The organism is Bacillus sp. 7894-2 (genome assembly GCF_002272225.1).
GTDB lineage: Bacteria > Bacillota > Bacilli > Bacillales > Cytobacillaceae > Cytobacillus.
Genome location: NZ_NPDG01000077.1, coordinates 1 through 10,682 on the forward strand (window position 1 = coordinate 1; position 10,682 = coordinate 10,682).

Here is a 10,682-nt window from a genome sequence, read left to right on the forward strand (position 1 = left end):
GCTAAGCTATCCCCTTTTTCTATATTCATATTGCCCGATAAGAAGCTTCATGACATGCGAGAACATGGCAGCACGGTCAATCTGCCCATTTGTAAAAATTCCAACTGCTCCTTCATTTTTACGGACGTTTTCTATTTGTGCATAATCATCCATGACAGGGCCCAGTTCTTCGCCAGCTGATAGCCTTTTTGCAACAGCTTCAGGAAGAGGAATCCTTGCTCCGCCTGCAATAATCGGAGGCTTTTCTTTTTCCGCCAGAGCCCCCCAGTTACAGAGAAAAAGCCCATATTCTGTTTTTTGCACACCTCCCTCTAACCCAATGCCGATTTGACCTCCGGATATCTCAAGTGCTCCAAAAGCTCTGTTAATGGCCCCTTTAATGGTTTCTTCATCCGAAAACGGCTGATCATTCACTCCCGAGGGCACATCTTCGGACATAATGTCTGCTTCATAATCACTAAAGGCCGCCTGTACTGCCGAAATCTTTGCAGGATTTTTTGAACCAATGATGATTTTCATAAATGCTCCTTTCTTTTGACAGGAAAAAGAGACAGCACCTGCTGTCTCATCTGATTAACTGTTTTGACGAATTGTCTCTACTGTTGAACGGTCACAAGACTTTACAAGTTTAACAAGCAATTCTTTTGCCGCTGCATAATCGTCGACATGCACGATAGATGCATGTGTGTGAATATAGCGGGAGCAGATGCCGATTACTGCGCTGGGAACACCTTCGTTTGATACATGAACTTTTCCGGCGTCTGTTCCGCCCTGTGAGACGAAATACTGATATGGGATGTTATTCGTTTCGGCTGTATCCAGTACAAATTCCCTCATGCCCCGGTGTGTTACCATTGAACGGTCCAGTATCCGAAGCAAAGCTCCCTTGCCTAAGTGCCCGAACTCGTTTTTATCCCCTGTCATATCGTTGGCAGGGCTCGCATCCAGCGCAAAGAAAATATCAGGATTGATCATATTCGCTGCTGTCTGTGCACCTCTTAAGCCAACCTCTTCCTGAACTGTTGCTCCTGAAAAAAGGATATTGGGAAGAGCTTCATTCTGGACTTGCTCTAAAAGCTCCACAGCCAAGCCGCATCCGTAACGGTTATCCCAGGCTTTCGCCAAAATTTTCTTTTCATTTGCCATTGGTGTGAATGGACAGATCGGCAAAATTTGCTGCCCTGGCTTAATGCCTATTCTTTTGGCATCTTCACGGTCATCCGCCCCAATGTCAATCAGCATATTCTTTATTTCCATCGGTTTTGAGCGCTTGGCTTCGTCTAAAAGATGCGGAGGAATGGAACCGATAACTCCTGTCACAGGTCCATGATCTGTAATAATTTGTACTCTTTGTGCAAGTAAAACCTGGCTCCACCAGCCTCCAAGTGTCTGAAAACGGATCATTCCATTATCTGTAATGCTGGTGACCATGAATCCCACTTCATCCATATGTCCTGCTACCATTACAGTCGGACCGCTTTCATCGCCTCTTTTAACTCCGAAGATGCCTCCCAGCTTATCCTGGACAACTTCATCTGTATATTGGCTGATTTGTTCACGCATGAATTTCCGGACTAAATGCTCGTTTCCAGGTGCCCCCGGCAACTCTGTCAATGTTTTAAAAAGCTGCAAAGTATTTTCGTTCATCTATTCTTCTCCTTTTTCAATCCTTAGATTGTCTATTACAGTATGTATAATTTTATTTTACAGAACTTTCATACGTCTTTCCACCATTTCAGACAGGAAATTTCGACTGGCGAAATGCAATATTTATTTTAGTTCCAGCCTATTTTTGGTAAGATAGATTTGGAAAACAGAAAATTTTAATAATGAATTACTTTTATCATCAGCCTGGGGAGGTGCTATTATGAATTGGAAATCTTTTATGTTAGGTGTAGGAGTTGGTTTGGCAAGCGGATACGCAGCAAGGGAATTGCTTTCGCAAAAAACTGCTGTTTCCCCTGAAAGAGCTTTAGCTAATGCAAAGGATGCTTTTAAACAGGATGGTCCGATAAGCGGATCATGGATTCAAATGAAAGCTGAACCTTATGAAAAGGGCCATTTAAAATATCAGGTTTATAAGGGCGGCATCTCAAGATTTTCCGGTGAGGAAGCCGAGCAGTATGAGTTCATTGCCGATGCGGAGACTGGAACCATTTTGGACGTCTTCCCGCTGCATTAATCGCCAGCAGCCGAGTTGTATTAAAAAATCCCCGGATGGGGATTTTTTAGCTTTTTTCCTTTTCCACTTTTTCAAGCATATTTCCTGCTTCATCCCACTTGACTGCCCTGTAAAAAGCATCGTGGTAAAAAGTGAACCAAGCATTTCTTTTCATGCCGTATTCCATCCATTTTTCCTTGGCGCTGATGGAATCCATCGGGTAGTCATCATAAGCGAGGACCCATAAAACATTTGCATGGGCATGTGTTGGCATTATATCAGCCATATGAATAACGGTCTCGTCTTCATCTTCTATAACCAGGATGGAATGTCCGTCACTATGGCCGCCTGTATGCACCATTTTAATAGGGCCGATTGTCCACTCTCCATCAAACACTTCCACCTGATCCTGAATGGACTCCCAGTTTTCTTTCCAATATGTATTTCTGGAGCGGATATTAGGATTTCTCATTTCCTCCCATTCAACCCGTGATGCGATGATTCTGGCATTCGGAAATACAGACGAGAATTTTCCTTCTTCCGGTTTTGTCAGTCCGCAGGCATGATCAAAATGAAGATGCGTCATAAGGATATATTCGATATCTCCAGGGGACAAACCGTGCTTAGCTAAATCCTGTTCAACAAACGACTCTTCAAGCGCTCCGAAATTCCTCTTCTGTTTTTCATTCAGTTTCCCGTTTCCCAGACCTGTTTCGACTAAAATATTCTTGCCGTCAAATTGAATAAGAATGGGATCTGTTCTCAGCTCGATCTGATTTCTTTCATTGCATGGATATCTTTTTGACCACAAAGGCTTCGGAACTACACCAAACATGGCTCCACCGTCAAGATATGTGACACCGCCGCGAAGCCAGGATATCTTTATGTTCTTTAACTCCAATGTTTCCATGAGTATCTCCTCCATTTAATATTTCTGAGCAAGCGCTCGCTTATCTTTATAACATCATAACATTTAAGCGCTTACTTGTAGAAATATTTAAATTATTCATGTTTGAATATCAATAAAAAAGCCTATCCATATGGATAGACTCAATTATCTGTATTGCACTTCACACCGGAATATACGGCTTCCCCTTGATGAGAACTTTTCTTCATATTCGGTCATGATGTTTTCTTCATAATCACTATTGTGAAGGTCGAGGCTGACAAATGTCAGCAGCATGCCATAATCGGAAAAACTCATAAGAGAAGATTCAAACAGTCCCTGGTTATCAGTCTTAAAGTGGATTTCTCCCTTATCCACAAGAATATCTTCATAAATTTCCAGGAAGCTTCTATAAGTCAGCCTGCGTTTTGCATGACGCTTCTTAGGCCATGGATCTGAAAAATTGAGGTAGACACGATTGACTTCGCCTTTTTCAAAGAAATCACGAAGATCATTTGCGTTTACATTCAAAAGCTTTATATTTGAAAGCTCCTCCTCAATGATCCGATCCAGTGCGGTGACAATAACGCTCTCAGCCAGCTCGATTCCAATATAGTTAATATCCGGGTTTGCTTTCGCCATACCAGTTAGGAAGCGGCCTTTGCCTGTCCCAATTTCTATATGAAGGGGCTGATCTTTATCAAATGCTTCATTCCATTTTCCTTTATTCTTTTCAGGTTCTGAAATTACGTATTGAGGATAGTCGGCCAACTTATCCTTTGCCCAAGGTTTATTTCGCTGTCGCATATTGACACTCCTAAAAATTAATATCGTTCAAACAATATCATGCCCATCCCTGTGATGCAACTTTATTTTTAGAGGGATTTGCTAAATTGGTTTATCCCTTGCCAGCAGTTTAACCTGATGGCATTTAATCACTTAAATTACATCCCCGCATGAATAAATAAAAAAGGAATCCACAACCTAAAGTGAATTCCTTTTGCATTTATTTTAAAGATTCAACAGAAAGGATGTTTTTCATGCCGCTTGGACACCAGGATCAATTAAATTTATTAAAAGATATTTTAAGCAACCATCAGACAGATTGCTGTGGCTCTATTTCAGAATGTGAACAATTGGAACGCCTCGTTAAGTCATTAATGATCAACGGAAACATTAATCAAAACGTAAAAACAGTATTAGAAGAAATTTATGAATACAGTCAGCATGGAATCAATTCTTCCCAGTTGGATACCCACATTGAATCCCATCAGAATGATTTATCACAATGGGTACAGGATATTGATCAATTTTCGTAAATCTCAAAGAAGCTCATCCAGGTAAGAAAGCCACTTGTCCATTTCCTGGAATCTGAATTTATTTTTATGCCATTGAATAGATGTCAAAGTCTGTGCAATCACATACCATTTCATGCGGAGCAGCAAATCATCTGTCAATTGAATGCCATACCGCTCAAGCCAATTCGGCCATTCTTCTTTAGGAATGTACCAATATAGCAGCATGCCCAGGTCAATGGCGGGATCTGCTATCATGGCTCCATCCCAATCAATCAAGTACAGCTGGTTGTTTTCCGCAAGCAGCCAGTTGTTATGATTCACATCGCAGTGGCACACCGTATTTTCTTCACAGCGGATGTGCGAAACTTCTTTTTTCAGGAAATCGACTGACTGAATAACAGCAGCCTGCTCCTTCAGATCACAGTCCAGCTCTTCCTCAATCAAATGCAGAAGAGTTTCAGGCTGCAGCGGAGACTTCCCCATTCTTGTCAGCATACCAAGCAGCGGCTTTGAAGAATGGATCTTACTCAAAAGCTTAGCCACGCTTTCCCGGTTCATGTCAGAAGCTTTCAGCTCCCGTCCATTAAGCCATTGCTGGGCAGTTATAACGTCCCCATTTTCCATTCTTTTTGTCCAGATAAGTTTCGGGACGATTCCTTCCGCAGATAGAACCGCCAGGAAAGGAGAAGAGTTTCTTTTAAGAAAAAGCCTCTGCTCATCGTTCTTTGCATAAAAAGCTTCCCCTGTCGCCCCTCCGGCGGGAACAATCTCCCAGTCATGTCCAAATAAATGTTCCAAAATTGTTCACCTGCAATTCAATAAGCCATTGGTTGTTAAATAGCTTGAGTTGAAAAATAAGCCCTGTTTTTTGATCAAGACTTATTTTGCCATGGCCTATAAAAGGGCCGTTGCTTAGTAATGTTATGTTCTATTCGACTATAATGCATTTACGCAAATATAGCTGTTTATCAGGTTAATTAAGTAAAGCACCAATAATGCACAAAAGTAAACAGCAAATACAAAACCAGCCATGTAATGGGAACTTAAAATAAAAAAAGAGCTATTGATGTAAGTTCCTCACAATAGCCATCTTTATAAATTTTATTCTTACTGGCTTTTTTCGTCAAGTGCATCTATTTAGGTTTACGGAATATCATCAGGAAAAATGATGTTTTTTCAGGTCTTTACATCAGCATTTCCCAATTAAAGGTAATGTTTGCAGAAAAAAGCCGCAGCTTGTGTGCTTATCAGATTTTTTCTATTTTCTGCAAACCAGTACATATGAACTTATTGGCGGAATTGTGAATTTGGTGCTTATCTTACGTATGGTGGAATTGCCGGCGGTATGTTCATCCGCAATAAGGTCCCAATCCCCATCCGGAAGCAAGATTTCTTCTTCCGTCGCTGAAGGGTTGATAATAACTGCAGCATGGCTGCACCCGGCATTTTGATCAGAGCTGGTTAAGACATATCCAATTAGCGGTTTTTTAATATCCATGAACCGCATGGAATTGCGGATTAATTCCGCATCTGCAAGCCTGAAAAGAGGAATTGACCTTCTAATGCTGATCATCCCTTTAATATATTCAACATTATCGAAATAACGTGATTTTCTCTCCCAGTCCAGTTGATTAATGGAGTCTGGAGCTCGGTAGCTGTTTCCATTCCCTCCTTTGGTCCGATAAAATTCCTGTCCGCTATGCAGAAATGGGATTCCCTGTGACAGGAGTACCATTACGGTTGCCAATCGGTGCTTTTTTTGCTGTGTCATCGGATCCGCATTTTCAGAACAAACCAGGATCTTATCCCATAGAGTGTGATTATCGTGGGATTCCACATAATTTACTGATTGCGATGGGGAGAGGAAGATCCCATTCTCTTTTTTTTCGAGGCCAATGCTTCCGGCCAATACCTGCTTTGCCGCATCATAGTAATGGTCATTCCCTAACGCGTATCCTTTATCATATAAATTAAAGGTGCTGCCTTTGATGGAATCTCTGAACCAGTCATTGAATTGTCCGATTCCCGGCAGCTTTTCCTGATTGCGGATGCTTGCTTTCCGGCCTTCCGGTATAGGGGTATTCAAATCCCAGCCTTCTCCAATGATAATGACAGCAGGGTCAATTGATTCCGAAATTCTGCGAACCTCATTCATCGTTTCGATATCGAGGATACCCATCAAATCAAACCTGAAACCATCAATTTGATATTCCTTCATCCAGTATGATACGGAATCAGCAATAAATTTCCTGGCCATCAGACGCTCAGAAGCAAAGTCATTTCCAACTCCGGTGCCATTTGAAGGCATTCCATATTGATCATGGCGGAAGAAATAGCCCGGTACGATTTTTTCAAAAGAAGAATGCTCACGAATATATACATGGTTGTAGACTACGTCCATTATGACTCTAAGCCCTTGGGAATGAACAGCCTGAACCAAAGCTTTCAATTCTCTAATCCGTGAATAGGGATCCAGGGGATCGGAAGAATAGCTTCCTTCCGGGACATTAAAATGGAGCGGATTATAACCCCAGTTGTATTCCTCTTTTGGTTTTTTTTCATTTACACCTTCAAAGTCATGGACAGGCAGAAACTCAATGTGAGTTACACCGAGCTGTTTGACATATGACAGGCATGTCGGCTCCCCGTCACTGCCAACAGTGTTTGTCTCGCCCACTCCCAGATAAAGGCCTTTTTGTTGTGCACCGCTCCTTGGATGAATGGTAAAATCCCTGATATGTGTTTCATATATGATGGCATCTGTCGGCTGATGGAGCGGCGGAAGATCCGGCTTCTTTATTTTTGTACTTTCCAGATTGACGACAGCCCCATATTCACCATTCATAGCCGAGGACACAGCATATGGATCTACAGCTTCTTTCCATTCCAGGTTAATGCATACCAGGAAAGAATAAAGAAAACGATCGAGGTCGCCGGTTACTTCACAGCTCCAGACTCCCCTCTCTCCTCTTGTCATCGGAAAAAGCTCCGCTTCCCCCTCCAATGCTCCTTTTAACTTCAGCTTTACCATTGCAGCTGTCGGAGCCCAGAGCCTGAAGCACGTCTTTTCTTTGCTGTACGATATACCCAGCGGTCCGTCATAATAGAACTTCTCATCAAAATCACTTGTTCGAATGACCGCTCCGATTTGCAGGTCTGTCTTCCCTCCATATTCATCCACTATCCAGTATTGTTTCCCGAATTCCACATTATGGTCTATTTTGCATGTATATTTAACGGCGTCCTCAATCGGGTTGCTTTGCAATATGTCTGCAGGAATCTCTTCCTCCACGTCTGAAAGGAGAGAGAAACCGGAAGAACGTCCCTGATGATAGCTGAAAGGAAGTAGAATCGTAATGATGTGCATTTCATCCAGGTATGCATTAAAAGTCCGTTCAATCGTTATCATTCCGAACTCAGCTCCTTTGCTTAGTAGGACGGTAATTTAAGAGCAGCTCTCTCCTAAAAATCATCACCCTTCTTTAACATATCCTTTAATTATTGAAATGAATTCCGGGCAAACAGATGCTGAAATTGGTGTGCTGTCCAGAACCTCGCCATCTGCGTGGGCAGGGATGGGGTGTGAAGAACGAATGCTGATATTTTTGCCCTGCAGGATTGCAACTTCTTTAAATCCTATATGTCTCCCCTTGAAGACAGAGGCAAATACAAACAAAAGTTTAATCTTGGATATATTGTGGACTACCGTAACATTTAGAATTCCATCAAAAGGGTTTGCATCCGGAGAAATCTTCATACCGCCTCCGTAGAATGGCTGATTGGAAATAGTGATAAACCAGGCTGACCTTATTTGATGTTTTTTTTCGTCAATGATGATTTCAAGATCAGAGCATTTATAGAAAAACAGCTCTTTTATAAGAAAGAGAGCGTATACAAATTTGCCCAGAGAAAGCTGATTCAGGATACCCTTGATCTTTGAATTGTTTACTTTCCGGGAAATCAGTGCATCAAATCCTGCACCCATATTATTAATAAAATATGTTGTTTTCCCATCCGTGTGTCTAATCATTCCGATATCGGCCTTCACAGAATGACTAATTCCCTTAAGTATTGCGGTTAAAGATTCCCCAGGGTCTTTAGGGATATCAAAGCCCCGCGAGAAGTCGTTCCCGGACCCTCCTGGAATAAACCCGACAGTCACATTCTGATGACCCGCCGCGCCATTCATTACTTCATGAACCGTTCCGTCTCCGCCCACAGCAACAAGATACAATCTTTGTCCGCCTGCCTGTTCTATATAAATCTTTGCCAATTCCCTGGCATGGCCGCGGTATTCTGTCCTAACTGCGGAGTACGAGATATTTTTCTCTTTCAGCATCTGCTCAACCTTTCCCCAGACTTTAAGGCAATAGCCATTTTTCGCCTGCGGATTAATAATGAATATAAGTGGTTTATCCCCGTGGAACGTTTCAGGATTCATTCCGATTCTCCCACTCCAGTCTTTTGACTGATGCAGTCTGACAATATTGAAGCAATGCCTGTGCTCCTTTTAATTGAGCATGCTTGAGGGGAGAACGCTGACTTCTCATTGCCTGAAACCATTGATCATAGGTCCTTTTCTCGACCAGCTGCACATCTGCCGGTGCTGCAGGATAATCAATATAGCCATTTCGCGTAAGTACAGCTTTTTTAACCGGCAATTCAATAGAATGAATTTCAAATATTTTTCGGATAATTTTTTCTGTTCTATTTAATGCAAGCAGCGGATTCAGAACTTTTTTTTCTTCCCCTTTTCCCTTTTTTGTCCAGAATCTATCCTTTGAACCTGTGAATACCGCCGAATCCTCCTGCTCCAAAAAGCTGATGCACCATACCTCTGTCGGTCCTATGACAATAATTTCTGTTTCAACCGGAGCCCTTTTCAATAAAAAGATCGGATTATACATGACAAGATACGTATCCGGATATCTCTGCAGAAAATACTTCAGCTTTTCATCATAATAGTAGTGCTTATCGGGAAATGATTTTTCCGTTAGTGTGGAGGTTGCCCATTTCATCTGGAACCGGTAAAGCTGGTCCAGAAACTGGTGTTTTAGATTCTCAATTGTTTCTGGACGTACAGCAAAGGAGGCTTCAAATTCAAGCACATCTTCCTCCTTTTTCACTTTATTTTCGATAGGATCATATTGCTCAAATTCTTCATTCCTGCCCCTTTTTAATAACCCCTTTAGTTTTTCCATCAGCGGCTCTTTTTCTTCACCGGACCAGTCCGCTGTGCCCGCAGTATCATGCTGCACGGATTGCGGGGTAAAGGATTCATTTGATTCCCACGCTTTATGCCATTTATCCCACTGCTGTTTTTTCAGCCTGACAAAACGGGAAGGATAAACAAAAATGTCCTGCTGGTAACGTGATACATAATCCTGCAATTTAATTAACTGTCCCATTCTCCTAGCCTGCTTTCGTAAATAACTTTCTATCTATCATTTACTGTTTAAGTATGTAATTATTTTATTCCGCCAATAGCGGAAAGATGGCAATGCTTTCATATTTCGGCGATTTATCCAGATGAGTTTGATATAGAACAACTTCTGAAGCCTCAAACTCAAGGTGCCCGTCTTTAAATGGACTGTTAACATCGAGCAGACTTTGCTGAAATGGACCAGTGCCGGCCCATTTTCTTGCCATGGTGATATGTGGCTTAAACGGTCTTGTCTCCAGCTCAAATCCCGCTTCCTGACAGGCTGAATATACCTTCAATCTTAAGTCTTGAAGATGCATGTCCTGCTGTGTTCCACACCAGAAAATTCTTGGCGCGTCTTGTTTTCCGAATACGCCAAGTTTGCATATTTTCAGCCTAAAACATTTTTCGTTTCTGATCGAGTCAGCTGCAAGCCTGACAGCTTTCTGCAGTTTGTCTTCAGGGGCCGATCCCAGAAATGCTAATGTAATATGATAATCCTCATGGTGAACCCAGCGGCTAAAAGGCAGTTTGAGACTTACACATTCCATATATTCCTTCAACTTTTCCTTTGTTTCTTCCGGCAATTTCACCGCAAAGAAAAAATGAGCATTCATTTGTTTAGACACTTGATATTCCTCCATATTTCCACTTATTTTAACAAACATCTGTTAAAATTGGCAGATACTTTCTGTTTGTTCTCTTATTTTTGTATCCCTTCTAATTCCTTTTGATTTGATTGGAATAGTCTGTTTTAGTATGATGGATATAATACGGATAGATATAGATTTCCTTTATCAGGATGATATTAAACAAATTGACATAAAATAACAAAGATAATAGTTCTATAGAGTAAACTTCCTTGTTATTAAATAAGGCTTTTTTCGTATTTATTGTTGTTTTTGGCCTATCAAT

General features: G+C 41.6%; 12 protein-coding genes. 2 read left to right on the forward strand and 10 right to left on the reverse strand.

Annotation, left to right across the window (positions count from 1 at the left end):
- Window positions 1-6 precede the first annotated feature (6 nt).
- A complete protein-coding gene (locus CHI10_RS11795; RefSeq protein WP_095244477.1) occupies window positions 7-519 on the reverse strand; it encodes a DUF84 family protein in 513 nt (170 codons plus the stop codon).
- Between the two features lie 54 nt (window positions 520-573).
- Complete coding sequence (locus CHI10_RS11800; RefSeq protein ID WP_095244478.1) at window positions 574-1,647, reverse strand: M42 family metallopeptidase; 1,074 nt, start codon at window positions 1,645-1,647, stop codon at window positions 574-576.
- A 220-nt stretch (window positions 1,648-1,867) separates the two neighbouring features.
- Here CHI10_RS11800 and CHI10_RS11805 point away from each other — a divergent pair, with 220 nt between their 5' ends.
- Entirely contained in the window at window positions 1,868-2,182 is a 315-nt protein-coding gene (locus CHI10_RS11805; RefSeq protein WP_095244479.1) for a PepSY domain-containing protein, read from the forward strand.
- 46 nt (window positions 2,183-2,228) lie between these two features.
- Here CHI10_RS11805 and CHI10_RS11810 read toward each other — a convergent pair whose 3' ends face one another.
- Together CHI10_RS11810 and trmB are read right to left on the reverse strand one after the other, a co-directional pair.
- Entirely contained in the window at window positions 2,229-3,071 is an 843-nt protein-coding gene (locus tag CHI10_RS11810) for a YtnP family quorum-quenching lactonase (RefSeq protein WP_095244480.1), read from the reverse strand.
- A 144-nt stretch (window positions 3,072-3,215) separates the two neighbouring features.
- Complete coding sequence (gene trmB, locus CHI10_RS11815) at window positions 3,216-3,854, reverse strand: tRNA (guanosine(46)-N7)-methyltransferase TrmB (protein WP_095244481.1); 639 nt, start codon at window positions 3,852-3,854, stop codon at window positions 3,216-3,218.
- Window positions 3,855-4,087: 233 nt separating this feature from the next.
- Between trmB and CHI10_RS11820 the strand changes: the two genes are divergently transcribed.
- Window positions 4,088-4,366: a YtzH-like family protein gene (locus CHI10_RS11820; RefSeq protein ID WP_035330369.1), complete on the forward strand. Its 279-nt coding sequence runs from the start codon at window positions 4,088-4,090 to the stop codon at window positions 4,364-4,366.
- Between the two features lie 3 nt (window positions 4,367-4,369).
- On the opposite strand, the gene CHI10_RS11825 is transcribed toward CHI10_RS11820, so the two are convergent.
- From CHI10_RS11825 to CHI10_RS22555, 6 genes are all read right to left on the reverse strand, one after another.
- Window positions 4,370-5,143 carry a phosphotransferase family protein gene (locus CHI10_RS11825; protein WP_095244482.1) on the reverse strand — a complete coding sequence of 258 codons (774 nt, stop codon included), beginning with the start codon at window positions 5,141-5,143 and terminating at the stop codon, window positions 4,370-4,372.
- 460 nt (window positions 5,144-5,603) lie between these two features.
- Window positions 5,604-7,754, reverse strand: a complete 2,151-nt coding sequence (gene pulA / locus CHI10_RS11830; protein ID WP_095244483.1) for a type I pullulanase — start codon at window positions 7,752-7,754, stop codon at window positions 5,604-5,606.
- 63 nt (window positions 7,755-7,817) lie between these two features.
- Window positions 7,818-8,786, reverse strand: coding sequence for a diacylglycerol/lipid kinase family protein (locus CHI10_RS11835; protein WP_095244484.1), 969 nt, complete (start codon window positions 8,784-8,786; stop codon window positions 7,818-7,820).
- The gene (locus tag CHI10_RS11840; protein WP_095244485.1) at window positions 8,776-9,753 is read right to left on the reverse strand and encodes a nuclease-related domain-containing protein; all 978 of its coding nucleotides are present in this window, start codon (window positions 9,751-9,753) and stop codon (window positions 8,776-8,778) included. Before CHI10_RS11840 ends, CHI10_RS11835 begins: the two co-directional genes overlap by 11 nt.
- Window positions 9,754-9,817: 64 nt before the next feature.
- Window positions 9,818-10,396, reverse strand: coding sequence for an RNA 2',3'-cyclic phosphodiesterase (gene thpR / locus CHI10_RS11845; protein ID WP_095244486.1), 579 nt, complete (start codon window positions 10,394-10,396; stop codon window positions 9,818-9,820).
- A gap of 91 nt (window positions 10,397-10,487) precedes the next feature.
- The coding region (locus CHI10_RS22555; RefSeq protein ID WP_218831303.1) for a hypothetical protein at window positions 10,488-10,682 on the reverse strand (195 nt) is incomplete at its 5' end.

Excerpts from the sequence above, each read along its gene's own strand:
- CHI10_RS11795 (WP_095244477.1), bottom strand. The coding sequence starts at position 519 with ATGAAAATCATCATTGGTTCAAAAAATCCTGCAAAGATTTCGGCAGTA.
- CHI10_RS11800 (WP_095244478.1), bottom strand. The coding sequence starts at position 1,647 with ATGAACGAAAATACTTTGCAGCTTTTTAAAACATTGACAGAGTTGCCG.
- CHI10_RS11805 (WP_095244479.1), top strand. The coding sequence starts at position 1,868 with ATGAATTGGAAATCTTTTATGTTAGGTGTAGGAGTTGGTTTGGCAAGC.
- CHI10_RS11810 (WP_095244480.1), bottom strand. The coding sequence starts at position 3,071 with ATGGAAACATTGGAGTTAAAGAACATAAAGATATCCTGGCTTCGCGGC.
- trmB (WP_095244481.1), bottom strand. The coding sequence starts at position 3,854 with ATGCGACAGCGAAATAAACCTTGGGCAAAGGATAAGTTGGCCGACTAT.
- CHI10_RS11820 (WP_035330369.1), top strand. The coding sequence starts at position 4,088 with ATGCCGCTTGGACACCAGGATCAATTAAATTTATTAAAAGATATTTTA.
- pulA (WP_095244483.1), bottom strand. The coding sequence starts at position 7,754 with ATGATAACGATTGAACGGACTTTTAATGCATACCTGGATGAAATGCAC.
- CHI10_RS11835 (WP_095244484.1), bottom strand. The coding sequence starts at position 8,786 with ATGAATCCTGAAACGTTCCACGGGGATAAACCACTTATATTCATTATT.
- CHI10_RS11840 (WP_095244485.1), bottom strand. The coding sequence starts at position 9,753 with ATGGGACAGTTAATTAAATTGCAGGATTATGTATCACGTTACCAGCAG.